We start from the raw sequence: 18,320 nt of genomic DNA, 5'->3' as shown, positions 1-18,320 counted from the left end.
AAACTTGGTCTCGGGAGTCGCCCGCGACCGCCCTAACATCGCAGGAGACTCTCTTATGGCTATCAAAGTCGCCATCAATGGCTTCGGCCGCATTGGCCGCCTCACGTTTCGCAACCTGATCGAGCGTGGCAACGAGTTCGAAGTGGTCGCTATCAACGACCTTACCGACAACGCCATGCTCGCCACGCTGCTGAAGTACGACAGCACGCATCGCCGTTTCCCCGGCACCGTCGAGTACGACTCCGAACACCTGATCGTCAACGGCAAGAAGATCAAGGCCCTCGCACTTCGCAACCCAGCCGAAGCTCCTTGGGGCGAGTTGGGTGTTGACGTGGTGGTTGAGTCGACCGGTGTGTTCTCGGCTCGCAAGACCGACTCGAAGCCCGGTTACGATTCGCACCTCGACGCCGGCGCGAAGAAGGTGGTGCTCAGCGCTCCTGCGAAGGATGGTGCTGACCTGACCTGCGTCATCGGCGTTAACGACGACAAGCTGACCAAGGACCACAAGTGCGTCTCGAACGCGAGCTGCACCACCAACTGCTTGGCTCCCGTTGCCAAGGTGCTGAACGACAAGTTCGGCATTGCCGAAGGCCTGATGTGCACCATTCACGCCTACACCAACGACCAGAGCGTGCAGGACCTGCCTCACCAGGATCCCTACCGTGCTCGTGCCGCGGCGATGAACATCATTCCGACCAGCACTGGCGCTGCGAAGGCCGTGGGTCTCGTGATTCCTGAGCTCAACGGCAAGCTCACTGGTTACTCGATGCGTGTCCCGGTTGTCACCGGCTCGGTGGTCGACCTGACCGTGAACCTGAAGAAGGCCGCCAAGCCCGCGGACATCAATGCCGCGATGAAGGAAGCCGCCGAGGGTTCGCTCAAGGGCATCCTTTGCTACACCGAAGACCCCATCGTGTCGACCGACATCATTGGCGATCCTCACAGCAGCATCTTCGCTGCTCCTTGGACCACCGCCATCAGCGACACCATGGTCAAGATCGTGAGCTGGTACGACAACGAGTGGGGCTACTCGTGCCGCACCGCCGACCTGATCGCCAAGATCGGCAAGATGTAGGATTCCATTCCCTACGGGCTTGCTAATCTAGTTGTGCATTCCAACGCGGGTCGTTCTTGCTAAGGCGAGAACGGCCCGCGTTTTTGTCTAGGCTTGGAGCGAACTCGGAGAACAGAGTGCTAAGCAGCCCCGACCAAGCTTGGTCGGGGCTATTGGGCGATGCAGTCAGCCTAACGAAACGGGCTCCAGCCCTCGGATCGCTTCGCCGTGCGGGGCGAGGATTCTCGGTCCTTTGCTTCGGCTTTCGCAATGGCCGCCGGGGGAGTCGTCTTCGCCACTTGCCAGTTGGCGGGTGATTTCTTCGGGGCGTTTTGCTGCGGATCGGCGAAGTCGTCCGCCGCTGCCCAGCCACTGGTGACGACAACGTTCGGCTCGCTACCGCTAGCGGCGCCACTCACCGGAACGCCAATCATCGCGACCGGTTCGGCGAGCGTAACGGCGGTCGAGCAGAGGATCTTTACGTCTCCTTCGCTCGATACCAATCGAACCCAAAGCTCTAGCGGTCTGCCACGTGGGGTGCTGGCCGGAACTGCGAGTGGTAGGTCGAGTACCCGGCGGGACGAATCACGCCAGGCTTGTTCCACTTCTTCGGCGGTGTAGTCCCAACGGGCGAGTTCCCACTCTTCGTCACTCGCCAAAGGGTCAACGAGCATCAGCGAGGCTTCACCCGCGAAGTAGCCGTTACCACCTTTCGCGGTCAAAGGTTCGACAATCGCCATCACGCCAATCGTGTTTCCTGTGTCCTCGGTGGCTCCTGGTTCGAGCGGCAGTTGCTCGGCGTAGATTGCACACGAAGTGGCGGGATCGGTTGGCTCGGGAGCGGGTTCGAACGCCGCGGACGCAAGTCGCGTGTGCGATGCACGATCGTCGGACGAAAGTACTTCGACCTCCGCTACCTCGCCGCTCGGCAATTCCTCGACATCGTGGTCGATCTCGCCACCAGGCACGGGCTCGCCGAGGTCGATCTCCGGAAGTTCCGGCTCGCCCATGTCGATTTCGGGCAAGTTAGGATCGGGATCCGTGCTTTGGTTGCTGGGGCGATCGAGCAAGCTGCGGTCGAGTCGTTCGAGCTGCTTGACTTCCTGCTTCTCTTCGGCGTTCTCGGCCTTCGCTTCTGCTTTTCCACTAGCGAGCCGCTCGCGGAGTCGTTGGTTCTCCAGCCGCTGACAACGCAAGAGTTCTTGATACTCCGAGACGTTGGCCTGCAGCTCGTAGATGTGATCCTCGTGCAGCCGCAGCTCTCGAATGTACGCGTCTTGATTGGACGTGTTGTTGCGACAACCAGCCGCCGCGACGAGCATGCACACCAACACCGCGATCGGCATAAATGCCGAACGATGGCGAAGGGTGGAGTGCGCACAGAGACCTGACAAGAGCTTCATGCCGCGGTGAATACTAAATCCACGGCACTCCGGTCAAGGCTGGCACCGCCGGCAAGGTGGCCTTGGACTCGTGGGGTTTTGTCGCACTTTCGCCACTTTCACATTGGGTGCGACAAAACTCCTTTTTCGCCTCATGGGAGTTGTGGCGTAAGCTGTTCTTGCGAAACAGGTTACGTTCATTGCGGTGCTTCGCTTCTGAAGGATAAAGTCGCAGCGCGAATCCGCAGGTGCGACTTTACTAGGCTTGGATTAACAGCCGCCGTGTCATTCTGACGGGAGTGGAGTTCCCGGAAGAATCTCGCCCCTGAAGAATGATCACAATGGCAAACGAGATCCTTCAGTCGCTTGGGCTCCCTCAGGATGACAAACATTCCAACCGCTCCGCTAGCACCCGGCGTGCGGCAAGCTTTCCCCTTTTACGTGCTATTCAATTGTCAAAGAACGTGTGTCCACTACTTCTGTGGACATGTGCATCAGAACACATCCGAAGCGCGCTTTCTAGTCACTTTCCGGAAAAAAAGTGTAAATAGTTGGTGGCGTAATGTCGGGCGATTTTTGGAGAGTTTCTCACGAAAAGGCGCAAAGGCGCTAAGAAGGTTTTGGAACACTAATTGGCACTAATTGAATTAGCGAATATTAGCGCGTATTAGTGTTCCGGCTTCTTCTCTTTCTTTGCGTCTTGGCGGCTTTGCGTGAGAAAGATGCTCAGCGTCCGCATTTGTAGGAACTGAGAATTCGAGTACGCCAAGCTACGATCGCCAGCATCGACAGTGCGATTGTCACCGCGGTCGATGGCTCCGGTACGGCGAGGGTCACGCCGCTGAGTTCGAGGATCACATCTTGGAAGTCGCTATCCCCGCCGGGGCGTAGCTCGACTTCCCACGCCAGGACGTAACTACCAATAGGGTTGGTGGGAAAGCCATCGTTTCCAATAATGCGGTAGGTGACGACTTGGTCGCTCGCTGCCGGATTCAGTTCGGCCTCGGAGAAGATTCTCCCGCTCCGCCCAGACATTTCGAAGTAGAAGGACTCCCCGAACCTCGCTCGGTCTGTAATGGTTGCCGTGGGAAACTCCGGAAGGCGATAGCCCTGCGTACCGGTGCCCCAAGATGTCAGGTTGACGGTACGCGGATGCTGCATCGAGCCCACTCGAATGGTGTTGCCTGTCTGCGAGAACTGAGCGACGGCCTTTACCGTGGCGACCTGGTCGGTGAAATAGAACGTCCCATCGAACAAGTCGTTTACGCGAACGACGTTGTGCTCGCCGTACAGCGTTTCGATCACCGACGGATTGAGATTGTCGGGATATGGGTTGGTGCCGATCAGATTCGGTTCGTCGGTTTCGTCGAGCGCGTTGTGAATGGGTGTGAAGGCAGCGAGGCCTGGAGTTGCCATGAGCATAAGCGACACTCCCATCATTGCCGCACCGATGCCGCGTGGTACGAAAGGGGAGCTATGTCGCGAACATCCTCTGCGAAGTCGGCGTGCCTTCCGATACACGCCGGCAAATAGCATCGCGATTCCAACAAGAGCAACGCTGCTTGGTTCGGGGACGGCGGGGGCGATGCCGGTGACTTCGATCACCGTATCTTGGAAGTCGCGATCCCCGAAGCGAGACATCCCGTCGTCCCAGGCTAGGACGTAGCTGCCGATCGGATTGTCGGGATGGCCTTCGTTGCCAATCACTTGAAACGTCACCAAGTGGTCCCTTCCCGCATTATTCGTCATGGGAGCAAAAACTGGACGCAGGGCATCAGAATCGGAGGATAGTCGCACGCGGGGACCGTCGTAGTGAAGTTGGAACTCAGGAGGAAAGTATTCCCGTTCCAAATCAAACTGCCAGGGGTAATAAAAGTTGTATCCCATCAACCCATGCGAGATGTACATGATCGGATAGTATCCCGCCCCTGATGCATCGGCCCCGCTAAGGCCAAACGTCTCCTGGGAAAAACGGGCGACAAGGGTGAACGTGGCCACGTCCTTGGTAAACACGAAGAGGTCGTCCCGGTCATCATCGATTCGCCGAACGTTGTGCTCGCCGTAGAGCGTCTCGATCACCGAAGGATTCTGGTTGCCCGGAAAAGTATTGATGCCGAGCAGATTGGGCTCGTCCGTGTGATCGAGAGCGTAGCCAATGGGCGTGAGTGCCGCCACGGCCGAAGGCGCTGCCGACATCCCCACGATAACCCACCCCAAGCAGCCACAAGCGAAGGCTGCACTGATGCTACGATTCATTAGACTCTTCCCCGATGTCGACTGGATATTGAACGCATGGCGGACCGGCCGTATTTCCCCAAGGCCGGCCGAGGCCTCATGGTACCCCAGGGGTGCGGAGATCGCAAATCATCCCATCCCGATCACTGCAGAGTGGGGCGAGTCCATGAACGGCGGTCTTCTTTTCTCTCGAAAAGCCGCAAAGACACGGACAGGATTTGGGAACACGAATCTGCGCTAGTCGACGCTAATTGCACTAGCGAATACTAGCGCGTATTAATGTTCCTACTTCTTTCTTGCTTTGCGCCTTGGCGGCTTTGCGTGAATCCTTTCTCCTTGGCAAGTTGATGGGGGGTACGCGCGTCGAGTCGCGGAGGAGATCCTTCGGTCGTCGGGACTAACCTCAGGATGACACAGGGGTCGGGGCAGGGCGTGGAGGGAGTGGGAGACGAATGGGCGTGGCGCGATATAATGGGACCTTCGGAACAGGCTCCCACTCAATGCATCCTCAAGGATTGAAACCATGAAGATCCACGTCGTTTTCTACAGCATGTATGGCCACGTTTTTCAGATGGCCGAGGCGGTGGCCGCGGGGGCGAAGGAAGTCGCCGGTGCCGAGGTGACGCTGTTCCAGGTCGCCGAGACGCTACCGACCGAGGTGCTAGAGAAGATGGGGGCAGTCGACGCGAAGAAGGCGTTCGCTCACGTGCCGGTGATGGAGCCAAAGCAACTCGCCGAAGCCGACGCGGTGATCTTTGGCACACCGACGCGGTTCGGCAACATGGCCGCGCAGATGCGGGCGTTCCTCGACGCGACCGGCGGACTGTGGAAGACCGGGGCGCTCGTCGGCAAAGTCGGTAGCGTGTTCGCCAGCACCGCCACGCAGCATGGCGGGCAAGAAACCACCATCACCAGCTTCCACACCACGCTATTGCATCACGGCATGGTGATCGTCGGCGTCCCCTACACGTGCCCCGGCCTGGTGAACATGTCGGAAATCACCGGCGGCACCCCCTACGGCGCTACCACCCTGTCGAAAGACGATGGCTCGCGAATGCCGAGCGAGAACGAACTGTCGATCGCAAGGTTCCAAGGGAAACACGTCGCCGAGATCGCGGCGAAGCTGGCGAAGTAGTTCGACGGAAGAGTGTCACGCAGAGACGCAGAGACGCGGAGGATTAATTGGAACACTAATCGGCGCTAATCTTCGCCAATGAGTTATTAGTGTTGATTAGCGTGGATTAGTGTTCCATTTTTCTTCTTGGCGCCTTGGCGGCTTTGCGTGAGACATCGTAGTTAGTCGTGACCATTGGGTGAACTGCGATTCTTTAACTGTTCTTGCTGGAGGCCTTTGAGTATTTCCTGAATATCAACGTTTAGATGACAGTCGGGGATATGTTCGCGAAGCAAGTTGGCTTGATCGACGGACAGTCGCGCATCGCGAACGGTTAGCGATTTTAAATAGGTCAAGCTGGCTAGTTGTGGCACTGCCTCCCTATCGATGGTATCGCTCCGGATGCGCAGCGATCTTACGTGTATGCTGCGGGCAAGCTTTGCGACCACTTGCGCGTCAAGAGAAGGGCAATCCAGCGAAATGGTGTGAATGCTTGGAAGCCGATTGAAGTAGCGGATGGCCATCTCCATTCTCTTTGGAAAATCAGGCCCCGGCGGATTCTGATCGGTGTACTGCAATGAGGCGAATTCAGGTAAATCCACTGCGCTGTGCCCGCGAAGCATTCGCATCCAGTACGAGCCTCGCGGACGGTGCCCCTCGCAATATCCGATACCTGCGATGTAGATCAGGCCTACCTTAGGGTAGTTCAGCTCCCACCCCAGTCGCTCGAGCTCCCGAATCGGCCGTTCGACGCTCTCCACCGCCGCCACGCGCCAGCCGAGTAGTAGGCAGAAGGCGGTGATGGCGATCAGGAACGTGCGTAGGCGGAAGCGGGGCATGGCCGGATTATAGGCCGGTGGAGTGTCGCGATGCTACTTGGTTTTGCAACGTGTCACGCAGAGACGCAGAGGCGCGGAGAAGAGTGGGGAACACTAATCGGCGCTAATCGGGCTTAGAGTTCCGTTTTCTTCTTTGCGCCTTGGCGTCTTTGCGTGAGATAGAAATAAGAAGTTTGCCTCCTCGACCCGCACGCGACTTGGTGAGCGGCCGCGTCCCTTACACGCGAAATGCCGTATCGGCGCGGAGCTTGATACGGCCTACAAACTAATCTCCAGGCACCCTTCTCGAATGGCGAAGGAGATCCTTCAGTCGCTTAGGCTCCCTCAGGATGACACGCAGGGCTTAGGCTCCCGCAGGGTGACGTTTGCCACGTAGCCCTGCGAATAGTCCTATCGAACCGAGGAGCAGAAGAAGCACTGCCGAAGGCTCTGGCACCGTTGTGGTGCTGGCGGTGCTGAGCTGGTCGAGCGATTGGCCGAAGTTGGCTTTCCAGGTTTCGTACTGCTCGGAGCCGATCACGCCGTTGTGGGGGTCGTTAGGGAGCGTTCCGGCAGCGGCGCCGAGATTGTCGCGCCACACGGTGTAGTCGGCCAGGTTGACCATGCCATCGTTGTTGTAGTCGCCCTCGATGCCGGCAACGATCGCGAGGACGCCATTGACCAGAAGGTTCGACGTATCCCAGTGCAGGCCAGCGGAAAGCTCGGGGAGGACGATGTTGGAGAACGCGCCGGTGACCGTGTCGAAGTAGAACAAATCAAAGGTGTTGCCCGAGGCCAATGCAGGTGCGGTGGGATCGAGTTGAACGCTCAACGTCCCGCCGACCGTCCAGGCCCCGCCGACTACGAGTCGATCGTGAGCTGTGGTGTCGTAGAGGTCGATTTCGAGCGTCGTCGTGGCGGATTGCTGGAAGTTGCCGCTGATAGTGAGCAGTTCGCCATCGGGAACAAGCGTATCGAACAAGGGATTCGAAAGTTCGCTGCCCGGGGTGAAGTAAAAGTCGTCGAACTCGACCGGCGAGCCGAGGGCTTCGTGGATGCCGAATGTCACGAGAGGATTCGTCCCCACGGTGGCACCCGTGCGGCGGCCAAATTGGAACGTCTGTGGCGCGAGAGTGCCATCGCTGTTGCCCGTGGAGGTGGCGACTCGGAAGGTCTTCGCCGCGTTGTCGACGGTGAGCCAGACGTTGGTCCACTGGTTGTTGGGCATCGCGGTAAGCGCGACGTCCCCCGCCCCTGTACTAAAGGCGCGGAGCGAACTGCTGGCCGAGCTGCCGGCGATGGAAAGCATCGTGGCGTATTCGTTCCAGGGGTCGGCGGTGTCACTCCCCGGAGCGGTGGAAGTCGTTGCTTCGAGATCGGTGAGGCCGAACACGGCGTCGATGTTGCCGCTGCCAGTACGGCGGACGCGGAAGAAGTAGGTACCCGTTTCGCCACTGGCGAGGCTGAAGTCGTCCTCATGGTTATCGACGAGATCGGTCACGGCTCCGCGCCAACCACTTGCGGCATTGATCCCGCGCACGGCGAGGGCCGAGTTGCCGCTGTTGGTGGTGATCTCGGCGTTCGCGGTGCCGTTGAAGACTCCGGTCCAGGCGTTGCCAGTGGTGTTAGGTGTCGTCCCGATTTGACCGATGGGATAGGCTTGGAAGTTATCAATTTCGGCGAAGCCCGACGTGCTGACGAGCGGAATGCCCGCGCCGCCGACGCGAACGGTGCTACCCCACTGGGCGGAAAGGCTTCCACGCACGTTGCCGCCGCCGGCGAGAGTCGCTCCGCTGGCGACCTGGGTGTTGCCGAAACCGGTGGTCCCATCGACCACTAGCGTGCCCTGGCTGATGGTCGTTGTTCCGCTATAGGTGTTCGTACCGCCGAGGGTCCACGTGCCGGTGTTTTGTTTGGTAATGGCGAGCGTGGTGCCCGACGCATTTTGAATCGCGCCATCGATCTTGCCATCTCCCGCGCCGTCGAGCGTGACCATCCGCCCCGACATGTTCGTGAGTGTGCCGATGGAGACACCATTCGCTTTGCCGGTGAGATGCATCACGCCGGCGTCGGAGCGAAGCATGTAAGTCGAGCCCCCCGACTCGAGCTGCAACGTGCCGGCGAGGGTATTCGTGCCACTGTTGTTGACGATCGCGGAGCTCGCGTTGTTGCGACCGCGGAAGGCGATGTTATTGGCGATCGACGAGTTGTTCTCGAGCTCGACGCGAGCGGTGCTGCTGTTGCCCGACTCGCCAATGACGAGCCGGCCAAGATTGCCGAAGGCGTTTTGCCCGCGGACGATGGCGATGCCTAGATCTTGCCCAGGTCCCACGATCGTATCGCCGCCGTAGTCGCCGGTGCCCTCAAATCGCGTGGCACCTGCGCCTCGCACGCGAATTCCCCCGTCGCCAAGGATTCCGCCGCTCAGGATCAGTGGGCTCGTGGAGTTGTTGTTGATGGTGAGCCCACCGGCGATTTCGAGGTCGGCGGTGATCTCCTGTTCGGCGGTTGTCGTCGAAGCGAGGTTGATCGCGGGTGCAATCGACCCACCATTGCCATAGCCCAGAATAAGTCGATCGCCCGCGGTGCCAAACCGGTAGCGAGTGTTGCCATCGAAGTTCATGACGGAGAGCGTGCGACGGCCGGTCCAGTCGATGTTCTGCGTCTCCACACTTGCGGTGCCAAACGATGAGGTGATGCCACCGAGATTCGGCGCACCGTTCGTCCAATTGCCGGCGGTGTCCCACGCGGCGTTGGTGTTCATGCCGGTGTAGTTCCAATTGCTGGTGCTGCTGGAGCCGGCCTTCCAGACGCGAACCCAGTCGACCTTCATTTCGTCCGTGTGACCGACGGGCCACTCGGTGGTATTCGGCGTGCCAGGCCAGCCGCCGACGGCGTAGTTGAGGATCAGGTACATGTGCTGCATCTGCTCAATGGCGGCGTTGTCACCGAACTCGCTTACGCGCTGGCCATCGAAGTAGAAGCCCACCCAGTCGTCCTCGCGCCACTCCATGCCGAACGTGTGGTAAGCGCCGCCGAGATCGCCAGCACTGCCAGGGTTCACTTGCCCCGCGCCGGCGGAGTTGCCACCGCTCGTGTTGCGATAGTGAAACGCGGTATGGTACTGATCCTGGTTGTATCCCGAGCCGGCAGCCGTATCGATGGGATACTCCATGATGTCGGCCTCGGGTGGCCATCCATCGTAGAGACCCCAGAACGCGGGCCAGGAGCCGGGAGTGTTGGGTAGCAGAATGCGGGCTTCGATGTAGTTGGTGCCGCCGCTGATGTTGACCTTTTGGTAACTGGAGATGATGCCGCCGGCGAACGGCTCGGCACCACCCTCGCTGACGCGGCTAGCCTTGAGGACGAGTTGCCCCGCGTCGAGATCGACGTGGTCCTGGCGAATCTGTGTGGGGGCCGCGGTCGACATGCCCCAGTCGGGCGATCCATTGCTCCACTTCGTGGTGTCGAGCGTCGAGCCGGTGAAGTCGTCGCCCCAGTGATACTGCCACGTTCCGCTGGGGAGCTGCGCATGAACCGCCGGCGTGAGGGCGAGCAGCGTCACTAGCGCGTAGAGCGAACGGCGTTGGTCGAGCAGTTTCATCGTCGCCTAAATCAAAGGAGCGTCGCGTCGCCTAAGCGGCTAAACTGGCGAGTGCGGAGGGAGTTCCGCGGGGGTTGGTTCCGGAACCTTCAGTTTAACGAGCCTCGCCCAAGGCGGCAACGAAAACTAAAAATAAGTGAGATAATCGCATGATTCAGGAAGTTTATCCCTACCTGCGTGTCCGAAATGCTCAGGCCGCGATTGAGTTTTACGGCCGAGTGTTCGGGGCCACCGAGCAAATGCGACTCACTGAGCCCGGCGGCCGGGTGGGGCACGCCGAGTTGCTATTTGGCAAGCAGGTGGTGATGGTGTCGGAGGAGTACCCCGAGTATGGCATTCACGGCCCCGAGCATTTCGGCGGCACGGGGAGCTCGATCCACTTGCACGTCGACAACGTCGACGAGCTGACCCAGGCCGCTGTGGAAGCCGGCGCGAAGCTGCTGATGGAACCCAAAGACCAATTCTACGGCGAGCGCGCAGCGAAAGTGCTCGACCCCTTCGGCCACGAGTGGCTACTGGGTTCGCACATCGAAGACATGACGCCGGAAGAAATGCAGCGGCGGTTCACGGAGATGTGCGGGGGGTAGGGTTGTCACGCGGAGACGCAGAGACGCGGAGGAGATTTTTGGGAACACTAATCGGCGCTAATCTTCGCTAATCGATTCGTGATGTGCTCGTTTCTTGGCGTCTTGGCGTCTTTGCGTGAGATAAAGAGCGAAGGGCTTCTATCCACGCGCGCCGAGAATAACTTGCAGGTGGGGTTTTCGGCGGAGGATGAAACCTTCGGGTAGATTGCTGTAAGATTCTGAGCCGACTCCGTCCAGAAACCTCAGCTCGTCCGCACCATGTCGAAGGTCGCAGTGACGCTCGATGCGTGCAACACCCGACATTCGCAATTGCAGAAGCAATTTTCCCGCGACTTTAAGTTCCACACCGACATCCAATATCTCTGAATCGATCCAGACGTGGGCATGGATTTCGCCGTCGATGAGGCTGTAGTGGTACATTGGGAAGTACGGGTCGTTGCCGTGATGGTCTAGCTGGGGCTCGACTTCTAGGCAGGCCATCACTTCGACCGGATCCCAGCGGTAGTCGTATTGGCTCATCGGTAAACTCAGTTCTTGTGTGCGAGTCGTTCTAACTTGGGTGCTGGGGTTGTCTCACGCAAAGGCGCAAAGACGCGAAGGGGATTTAGGAACACTAATCCACGTTAATTTTCGCTCATCCGGATCAGTGCAGATTAGCGCCGATTAGTGTTGCCATCTCCTTTTTTCTCTTCTTTGCGTCTCTGCGTCTCTGCGTGAGATATAGAGCGATTAGCAACTCGCTGGGGGCTCGCGCGACTCGTCCCCAGGCACCCTTCTCGAATGGCAACGGAGATCCTTCGGTCGCTGGGGCTCCCTCAGGATGCCACGAAAGGGAATTCGCCTGCGCAACAAAAAACCCGCGGCTTCCGCCGCGGGCTAATTGGTTGTTCGCAATCATCATTGGTCATTGGTCAATCGACATTGGTCATTCCTAACCCATGCTCTCGATCACTTTGTCGATGATGCGGTATTCGGCGGCTTCTTCGGCGCTCATGAACTTGTCGCGGTCGGTATCGCGTTCGAGTTGGTCGAGCGTTTGGCCGGTGTGGTTGGCGAGGATTTGGTTGAGCTTGCGCTTGGTCTTCAGGTACTCCTCGGCGTGGATCATGATGTCCTCGGCGGTGCCTTCCATGCCGGCGAGCGGCTGGTGGATCATGATGCGGCTGTTCGGCAGGGCGTAACGCTTGCCCTCGGCACCCGCGGCCAGCAGCACGGCACCCATCGACGCGCACTGACCCATGCAGTAGGTCGCGACGTCGCAGTTGATGAACTGCATGGTGTCGTAGATCGCCAGGCCCGCCGTGACGCTACCGCCGGGCGAGTTGATGTAGAGCGAAATGTCGGCCTTGGGGTCGTCGGACTGCAGGAACAAGAGCTGCGCGACGATGTTGTTGGCAACTTCGTCGTTAATGGCCGAGCCCAGGATGATGATGCGATCCTTGAGCAGCCGACTATAAATGTCCATCGCCCGCTCTTCGCGGCCGCTCTTTTCGATGACGTAGGGAATGAGAGGCATGGTGAGGCGTCCTGTGCGCTAAAGTGTTCTGGAATGGCTGCGGAACATGAAGGACCAATTCGCGAATGTCCAAGGACCAACTTTACTGGTCATTGGTCATTCGACATTCGTCATTCATCTTCTTCTGCGCCTTCGGGCGTGGGGGGCTTGAGCATGATTTCGTCAACCAGGCCGAACTCCTTGGCTTCTTCGGCCGTGAAGTAACGGTCGCGATTGCGCTCGCGGACCACTTCCTCGACGGTGCGGCCCGTGTGGTCGGCCATCAGGCGGTCGAGCAGGTCACGCGTCTTGATGATTTCGCGGGCTTGGATTTCGATGTCCGAAATTTGACCTCCCACGCCACCGTGAGGCTGGTGGACCATGACCTTCGAGTGCTTGAGGGCGTAACGCTTGCCCTTCTCACCGCCGGCGAGCAGCACCGCACCACCGCTCGCCGCCATGCCTACGCAGTAGGTGGCAACCGGGCAGGAGATCATCTGCATGGTGTCATAGATGGCGAGCGTCGAGGTGACGCTGCCGCCCGGCGAGTTGATGTAGAAGTGGATGTCCTTGCGGCGGTTTTCGCTCTGCAAGTACAGCAGCTTCATGACCAGCTCGTTGGCGTTGCCGTCGTAGATCTCGCCTTGCAGGAAGATTACGCGGTTCTCCAGGAGGAGATCGCCGAGCGTCATGGTCCGCTGGCGCTGGTAGTCGCGTGCGGCGAGCTGGGGCTGCAAGGCGGTTGCCTCGAGCGAGCCAGTGGGGAATCCAAAAGGCAGGTTCATCGCCAGTCCTTTATGCGAGTTGAGTCGTAGGCGTGTGGTATTGGGTGTGCCCACGGCGAACGCCGCGGGGACCATAGAATCTTAAGCGTGAACCCAAGTCGGGGCTACGCCCAACTTACCCCAAAGACGGCGGGCGAGGATAGGTGGGTTTGGCTTTGCGCGGGCAGTCGAAGTGCGCCGCCACGAAGTGGCAAGAGGTTTCGAACGCTCCAAGTCCTCTTGTGCTGCGGCTCCAACGCCTCTTGTGCTGCGCACACGGACAATCGCTCGTGGAGAGTTAGTCCTGACGGCCTTGGCTTTTCCGAACGACAGTCCGTGCCACCCGCGTACGACTCCGGGCGCTAACGCTTCCGGCTCGCCTTTATCCGCGTGTCCTATGTCGACTAGCCTTCGGAGTCTTCGTCCTTGGCCTTCTCGGTCGCTTCGGGGATGTAACCCTGGCCGCCGGCAGACATGTAGATGGCTTCGACGTCGTTCTTCTCGGCGAGGTAAGGCTCGTCGGTGAACTTGGCTTCGCCCTGCACCAATTCGAGCACCTTGCGCTCGACGATTTGGTTGCGCAGCACGTCCATCAGGCCACGCTTTTCGAGCTGAGCCCGAACACGGCGTGGCGACTCGCCGCTCTGCAGGGCCATGAGCATGATTTCTTGCTCGTAATCGCCCTCAGCGGCTTCGATGTTCTCCTCTTCAGCAATTCGCTCGAGGATGAAGTGTTCCTTGAGGGCCGAGGCGGTGCTGGCGTTGCTGTTCTGGCGGAGCTGATTCTCGCGGGCACGAATTTCGGTCTCGCTGAAACCGCTGCGACGCAGTTCCATGATGGCACGTTCGAGCTCGCGGGCGCTCTGGCGCTTGAGCAGTCCTGGCGGCAGGTCCCAGTTGGCCGACTCGACCAAGAGGGCGGTGATCTGCTCGCGAGACTTCTGCTGCTGGGCGTATTGCAGCTGACGCTCGAGATTCTTGCGAATTGCGTCGCGGAGTTGATCTTCGGTCTCGAACTGGCCGAGTTCTTGCAAGAAGTCTTCATTCAGTTCGGGGAGCTTCAGCACCTTGACTTCGAGCACTTCGAACTCGAGGTCGACGGTCTTGCCGGCGAGTTCCTCGTTCGAGGCGTCCTTCGACAGCGGCATCTGAGCGGTCCGCTTATCGCCGGCCGAGGCACCTTCCATCAACTTGTCGAAGCCTTCGAGCTTACCATCGTAGAAGCTGAGCGTCGGGCGAATGCGGGCGACGACTTCTTCGTCCTCGGCAACTACCTTGCCTTCGTACTTGCTGGTGATATTCAGCGTGACGTAATCGCCAGCCCTGGCGGCATCCTTGGTCGGTACCAACTGGGCGTAGCGAGTCAGCATGCTTTCGAGCTGCTCGGCTACGTCCTCGTCGTTGAACTCGCGCATCGGGCGAGTGATCTTCAGGCCCTTCCACTGGGGCATATCGAACTCGGGACGCACTTCGATATCGAACTCGAAGGTCATCGGTCCGGTATCGGGCACTTCCACGGCTTCGAGATCGATCTCGGGCTCGCTGATCGCGGCGAAGTACTTGTCCTCGCCGATCTTCTCCAGGCAGTCCATCAGCAGGGTGCCTTTGACCTGATCGGAGACTTCCTTCTTGAAGCGGCCTTCGACGATCTTGCGAGGCGCACGGCCGACGCGGAAACCGGGGACGCTGGCGTTGGGGACGAGCTCGGAGAACGCATCGTCGAAGTAGCGATCGATGTCAGCCCGCGAGACGGTGACCGTCACGTGGCGCTCGCACGCCGAGGGCGAGGTGATGTTCACCAATAGGTCGAGCGACGGGGCTTCGCCGGCGGTGCTGGTGGCTTCTTCGTTTTGAATCTCGTCCGACATTGCTTCACCTTTCTCGTGTCTTAGACGGCGCTGGTGGCTGCCCGAGCCGGATGCCGCAAGTGCGATCGGCTGGGGGCCGCGGAATGCCGGGCGCCGCCCTGTGTATTCACGCCCCGTAAACTATTACGGCCCGCACCCCTCGTTGAAAGGTAGCGCGGGCCGCTCGGTGGGGTCCGTCGCCTCAGCCCCTGGACCGCGAAAATCGCGATCCACGGAAGGACGACAAGAGCGGGTGATGGGATTCGAACCCACGACAACAACGTTGGCAACGTTGTGCTCTACCAACTGAGCTACACCCGCAAGTTGGTCGAACGAAGGACACGAAAGGTGTCACTCACGTTCGCCGAATCACAGATTATAGGCCCCGACCGAGGGGTTGCAAGGGTGGATCAGCCCCCGGTTTTTTGCGGGGTTTTTGTAGCGATTGTAGGGTCCGGAGGCGGCGCTTTGGGTAAAATAGCTCCATGCTCCTGTTTAAGAAAAAGTTCCTCGACCCCATCCGTGCCGGCGAGAAGACCCAGACCATTCGGCTTTGGAAGCGACGGATCATGCGCGGCGGGCAGCGGAGCTACATCCCGGGCATCGGGGCGATTCGGATTCTCGCGGTCGAACAGGTGGCCGTCGATGAGCTTACGGACGCCGACGCCCTGCCCGATGGTTTTGCCGACGCCGAGTCGTTGAAAGCGGAACTCCGCGACATCTACGGCGAAAAACTCGCTGAGGGGTACCAGGCGTACCGCGTGACGTTCGCGGTGGGGGAAGTGCCGAACGAGACCTCTGCCGACTCAGCCGCGACCCGCTAGCTGCCTTCCCAGCCGAAGGTGAACAGTTCGCCAAGGGCTTCGGCGACTCGCTCGGGGTGCGCTGCGAGTTGCCATTCGGCGACCGCCACGAGCATCACGGCGACGCCCAGAAGCAAGAAGCCCACAGTGCGAGGCTCGACGACTACTTGGCGAACATTCGCCCGAAGTTGCTTGGTAAGTTTGTGCCAACCTTCGAGGCTCTGCTGTGGCCCACTGGAAACAAGCGACGTATTGCGAAGCAACGGGAAGCCATCGACGTGCAATTGAATGCCCAGCTTTGGGAGGACCAGCGAGTCGCCTGCCCAGCGAAACGAAGCATCGACCGTGCCTGCGGCCTCGGAGAGCAGCGGGCGGAGTTCTTCGGGCGTACTGTTGAAGACCACCAGCCTTGGACGGCAGATCATCGCGGCGAGCGCGACCCACAGCAAATAGAGCGCGAGTAGCACCAACCAGATGTAGTTGTGAAACTGATTGGTGGCCAATTCGGGACGAAACAGCTCGATAGGCCCCACGAACACGAGGCCAATCAGGCCGATGCCAAGGGCCGCGATCTCGCATGCCCCCGTCGTTACGAGCGGGCGGCGGCGAATGTTGGCCCACCCCAGCACGGCCAAGTACGCAGCGAGCGGGACGACGGCGATAGCAAGGCGTACGGGGTCCAACGCAAAAGCCTGGGAGTCAGTGGTAGGGTTAGTCTTCCGATCGCTCGCGAGCCGCGCGGAGTTCTCGCTCGAGCTTCGCGTGCAACGATTCGGTTTCTTGCTTTGCGCGGCGGAGGCGAAGCGACGTGGCAAACGTGTCCACCAGCGCCAGCAGCAGCATCCAGCCACACAGGGTTACCAGCAGCAGGAGGTACAGTGTAAACCACAATGGCTTCTCGGGCACCAGTGGGCGGACCATGAGCAGGGCACCGATCACGCCAATCAGCCCGCTCGCTCGCAGGCGACGTAGGTATTGTGCCCGAGCAGCCCGCAGATCACGGGGTTCGAGCTCGGTGTTCGATTTCGCCGCGTTCCAGGCTCTTCGATGCCAGTCCAGCAGCAAGCCCGAGAGGGCAAGCAGCGCCAGCGCGAGCACGGAGAGGAGCGTCATGAACGGGCGATCTAGGGTTGGGCCTGCGCCGTCTTCGTCTTATCGGCAGGGGGTGTTGCCCCGGCACTGGTGTCAGCCGGCCCCAACAGCTCGGCGAGGGCTTTCTTCAGATTGTCGCCCGTCGCGTTCATCGCCACAACCTTCCCCTCGCGGTCAACGAGAATTGCACGCGGGATTGCATTGATCGCGTACTTCACGGCGATCGGATGGTCCCAAGGCTGCGAGTCCTTCGCGAACTCGTGATGGTACAGGGTCTTCCACGGAATCTTCCGGGCGGCGATGAACTTCTCGACCGACTCTTTATCCTGGTCGAGGCTTACCCCCAGCACTTCAAATCCCTTTTCGCGGTAGGCTTCGTGCGCGGCCAGCAAGTTGGGGAGCTCTTCGAGGCACGGCCCGCACCAAGTCGCCCAGAAGTCGACCAGCACCACTTTGCCGCGGTAGGCGTCCCAATCGAGGGCTTCGCCATTCAGCAAGGTCCCTTCGAGTTCCAGCTTGTCCCCAGGAAGTTCAAGCCGACGCACCACACCGGCGAGACGCGCTAGCCGTTCGTGAACCTGTGGCTCCTGGCTTTTCTCAAGCACCGGCATTGCCTCGTGGATTAGATCGATCACCGGCTGCGCGTCCGGCGTCTCGGCCACGGTGTCGGCGAGCATCAACAGCACGGCAACGTCCACGCCTTTAGCGTTTTCGCTGACGACATTCGTCTTCACCTCGGCGAGAACTACGTCGCGCTGCTTGCTGTCGTACCGCGACCATTTGTCGAGCTTGTGCGCGAAGCTGGCGAGCTTAGCGAACTCTTGCAACTCAGGGGCAGGGTCGTGCGAAGCTTGGTCGAGGAACGCAGTGAGCTTATCCCCTGCCTCGGGAACGTCGAGCATCTGCAGCCGGCTAAAGAAGAACACCCGTCGACGAGCGGCGTCCACGCGTTGCTCGATGGTGGCGTCGGGCGACGAGTAGACCTTCTCAGCCGCTGAGTCCAGCGACCAGAACATCCGCCGCGCGTCTTCCACGGTAGTCGGCTGCATGGCCTGCATGCCGGTGTTCAGGTATTCGATGAGTTCGTCGATGCCACCTTCGGGTACTTGATACGGGTCGGCAGCGGGACCTTCCCCCTCCGCGGGTGGTTCCTGCGCGATGCTCGCCGCCGTTGTCATCAAGGTGACGAGGGAGAATCCAATCCAATGCCGAAGCGGCCGCCTGGCCAACTCGCTACGCAACATCATCTACACACCTGTGGACTGCATTGGACCAACGAAAGCCCGTCAATCGAGCAAACGATCGCGTTGATTCCAAGGCCCCTAAGCGGGGGGAGGGGGGACAGCATCTGGCATTCCAGGTTGCCAGCTTGTGCCTAACGGGGGGTGAGGAAGCAGCCATGCCCTCGGGGCGGTTGGGCGTTCGCGAGCTTGCACCCGAACGCGCACGACCCAACCGTAATACTAGGCGCCTGTGGGCACCGGCTGCAAGCCGTTTGGCCGCAAACTGGTGGGAACAGCCGATT

15 protein-coding genes and 1 tRNA gene are annotated in these 18,320 nt (G+C 59.9%); 4 read left to right on the top strand and 12 right to left on the bottom strand.

The features are described from left to right. Positions 1-55: 55 nt before the first annotated feature. Positions 56-1,075: a type I glyceraldehyde-3-phosphate dehydrogenase gene (gene gap, locus SH292x_RS19430; protein ID WP_442482683.1), complete on the top strand. Its 1,020-nt coding sequence runs from the start codon at positions 56-58 to the stop codon at positions 1,073-1,075. A gap of 170 nt (positions 1,076-1,245) precedes the next feature. Here the strand turns inward: gap and SH292x_RS19425 are convergent, their stop codons facing one another. Together SH292x_RS19425 and SH292x_RS19420 are read right to left on the bottom strand one after the other, a co-directional pair. Then, complete coding sequence (locus tag SH292x_RS19425; protein WP_442482682.1) at positions 1,246-2,457, bottom strand: hypothetical protein; 1,212 nt, start codon at positions 2,455-2,457, stop codon at positions 1,246-1,248. Positions 2,458-3,162: 705 nt separating this feature from the next. After that, positions 3,163-4,692, bottom strand: a complete 1,530-nt coding sequence (locus tag SH292x_RS19420; RefSeq protein ID WP_442482681.1) for a PEP-CTERM sorting domain-containing protein — start codon at positions 4,690-4,692, stop codon at positions 3,163-3,165. A 502-nt stretch (positions 4,693-5,194) separates the two neighbouring features. Here SH292x_RS19420 and wrbA point away from each other — a divergent pair. After that, positions 5,195-5,806, top strand: a complete 612-nt coding sequence (gene wrbA, locus SH292x_RS19415; RefSeq protein ID WP_442482680.1) for an NAD(P)H:quinone oxidoreductase — start codon at positions 5,195-5,197, stop codon at positions 5,804-5,806. A 161-nt stretch (positions 5,807-5,967) separates the two neighbouring features. Here wrbA and SH292x_RS19410 read toward each other — a convergent pair whose 3' ends face one another. Next, positions 5,968-6,624: a hypothetical protein gene (locus SH292x_RS19410; protein WP_442482679.1), complete on the bottom strand. Its 657-nt coding sequence runs from the start codon at positions 6,622-6,624 to the stop codon at positions 5,968-5,970. A 343-nt stretch (positions 6,625-6,967) separates the two neighbouring features. After that, positions 6,968-10,207, bottom strand: coding sequence for an autotransporter-associated beta strand repeat-containing protein (locus SH292x_RS19405; RefSeq protein WP_442482678.1), 3,240 nt, complete (start codon positions 10,205-10,207; stop codon positions 6,968-6,970). Positions 10,208-10,356: 149 nt separating this feature from the next. Here SH292x_RS19405 and SH292x_RS19400 point away from each other — a divergent pair, with 149 nt between their 5' ends. Beyond that, on the top strand, positions 10,357-10,794 hold the full coding sequence (locus SH292x_RS19400; protein ID WP_442482677.1) for a VOC family protein: 438 nt from the start codon (positions 10,357-10,359) through the stop codon (positions 10,792-10,794). Between the two features lie 138 nt (positions 10,795-10,932). Here SH292x_RS19400 and SH292x_RS19395 read toward each other — a convergent pair whose 3' ends face one another. The 5 genes from SH292x_RS19395 to SH292x_RS19375 all read right to left on the bottom strand — a co-directional run bounded on the left by SH292x_RS19395 (position 10,933) and on the right by SH292x_RS19375 (position 15,221). Further along, complete coding sequence (locus SH292x_RS19395; RefSeq protein ID WP_442482676.1) at positions 10,933-11,313, bottom strand: hypothetical protein; 381 nt, start codon at positions 11,311-11,313, stop codon at positions 10,933-10,935. A 412-nt stretch (positions 11,314-11,725) separates the two neighbouring features. After that, positions 11,726-12,310 carry an ATP-dependent Clp endopeptidase proteolytic subunit ClpP gene (gene clpP, locus SH292x_RS19390; protein WP_442482675.1) on the bottom strand — a complete coding sequence of 195 codons (585 nt, stop codon included), beginning with the start codon at positions 12,308-12,310 and terminating at the stop codon, positions 11,726-11,728. Positions 12,311-12,420: 110 nt separating this feature from the next. Further along, the gene (locus SH292x_RS19385) at positions 12,421-12,981 is read right to left on the bottom strand and encodes an ATP-dependent Clp protease proteolytic subunit (protein ID WP_442485871.1); all 561 of its coding nucleotides are present in this window, start codon (positions 12,979-12,981) and stop codon (positions 12,421-12,423) included. A gap of 476 nt (positions 12,982-13,457) precedes the next feature. Beyond that, the gene (gene tig / locus SH292x_RS19380; protein ID WP_442482674.1) at positions 13,458-14,921 is read right to left on the bottom strand and encodes a trigger factor; all 1,464 of its coding nucleotides are present in this window, start codon (positions 14,919-14,921) and stop codon (positions 13,458-13,460) included. A 227-nt stretch (positions 14,922-15,148) separates the two neighbouring features. Then, positions 15,149-15,221: transfer RNA gene (locus tag SH292x_RS19375), tRNA-Gly, on the bottom strand. A 164-nt stretch (positions 15,222-15,385) separates the two neighbouring features. Between SH292x_RS19375 and SH292x_RS19370 the strand changes: the two genes are divergently transcribed. Continuing rightward, positions 15,386-15,724, top strand: coding sequence for an ASCH domain-containing protein (locus SH292x_RS19370; RefSeq protein WP_442482673.1), 339 nt, complete (start codon positions 15,386-15,388; stop codon positions 15,722-15,724). Here SH292x_RS19370 and SH292x_RS19365 read toward each other — a convergent pair. Genes SH292x_RS19365 through SH292x_RS19355 form a run of 3 tightly spaced genes read right to left on the bottom strand, consistent with a single transcriptional unit; the run spans position 15,721 to position 18,042 of the window. Beyond that, on the bottom strand, positions 15,721-16,386 hold the full coding sequence (locus tag SH292x_RS19365) for a hypothetical protein (protein WP_442482672.1): 666 nt from the start codon (positions 16,384-16,386) through the stop codon (positions 15,721-15,723). The two genes, SH292x_RS19370 and SH292x_RS19365, sit on opposite strands and share 4 nt — an antisense overlap. Positions 16,387-16,414: 28 nt before the next feature. Next, positions 16,415-16,816 (bottom strand): hypothetical protein, encoded by a 402-nt coding sequence (locus SH292x_RS19360; RefSeq protein ID WP_442482671.1) that lies wholly within the window; start codon positions 16,814-16,816, stop codon positions 16,415-16,417. A gap of 11 nt (positions 16,817-16,827) precedes the next feature. Then, positions 16,828-18,042, bottom strand: coding sequence for a TlpA family protein disulfide reductase (locus SH292x_RS19355; RefSeq protein ID WP_442482670.1), 1,215 nt, complete (start codon positions 18,040-18,042; stop codon positions 16,828-16,830). Positions 18,043-18,320: the final 278 nt, after the last annotated feature.

The organism is Aeoliella fuhlenseeensis (genome assembly GCF_052161615.1).
GTDB lineage: Bacteria > Planctomycetota > Planctomycetia > Pirellulales > Lacipirellulaceae > Aeoliella.
This window is presented reverse-complemented; position numbering and strand designations above follow the sequence as displayed.

Coding starts and splice junctions, on each gene's coding strand:
- gap (WP_442482683.1), top strand. CDS start 56: ATGGCTATCAAAGTCGCCATCAATGGCTTCGGCCGCATTGGCCGCCTC.
- SH292x_RS19425 (WP_442482682.1), bottom strand. CDS start 2,457: ATGAAGCTCTTGTCAGGTCTCTGTGCGCACTCCACCCTTCGCCATCGT.
- SH292x_RS19420 (WP_442482681.1), bottom strand. CDS start 4,692: ATGAATCGTAGCATCAGTGCAGCCTTCGCTTGTGGCTGCTTGGGGTGG.
- wrbA (WP_442482680.1), top strand. CDS start 5,195: ATGAAGATCCACGTCGTTTTCTACAGCATGTATGGCCACGTTTTTCAG.
- SH292x_RS19410 (WP_442482679.1), bottom strand. CDS start 6,624: ATGCCCCGCTTCCGCCTACGCACGTTCCTGATCGCCATCACCGCCTTC.
- SH292x_RS19405 (WP_442482678.1), bottom strand. CDS start 10,207: ATGAAACTGCTCGACCAACGCCGTTCGCTCTACGCGCTAGTGACGCTG.
- SH292x_RS19400 (WP_442482677.1), top strand. CDS start 10,357: ATGATTCAGGAAGTTTATCCCTACCTGCGTGTCCGAAATGCTCAGGCC.
- SH292x_RS19395 (WP_442482676.1), bottom strand. CDS start 11,313: ATGAGCCAATACGACTACCGCTGGGATCCGGTCGAAGTGATGGCCTGC.
- clpP (WP_442482675.1), bottom strand. CDS start 12,310: ATGCCTCTCATTCCCTACGTCATCGAAAAGAGCGGCCGCGAAGAGCGG.
- SH292x_RS19385 (WP_442485871.1), bottom strand. CDS start 12,981: ATGACGCTCGGCGATCTCCTCCTGGAGAACCGCGTAATCTTCCTGCAA.
- tig (WP_442482674.1), bottom strand. CDS start 14,921: ATGTCGGACGAGATTCAAAACGAAGAAGCCACCAGCACCGCCGGCGAA.
- SH292x_RS19370 (WP_442482673.1), top strand. CDS start 15,386: ATGCTCCTGTTTAAGAAAAAGTTCCTCGACCCCATCCGTGCCGGCGAG.
- SH292x_RS19360 (WP_442482671.1), bottom strand. CDS start 16,816: ATGACGCTCCTCTCCGTGCTCGCGCTGGCGCTGCTTGCCCTCTCGGGC.
- SH292x_RS19355 (WP_442482670.1), bottom strand. CDS start 18,042: ATGATGTTGCGTAGCGAGTTGGCCAGGCGGCCGCTTCGGCATTGGATT.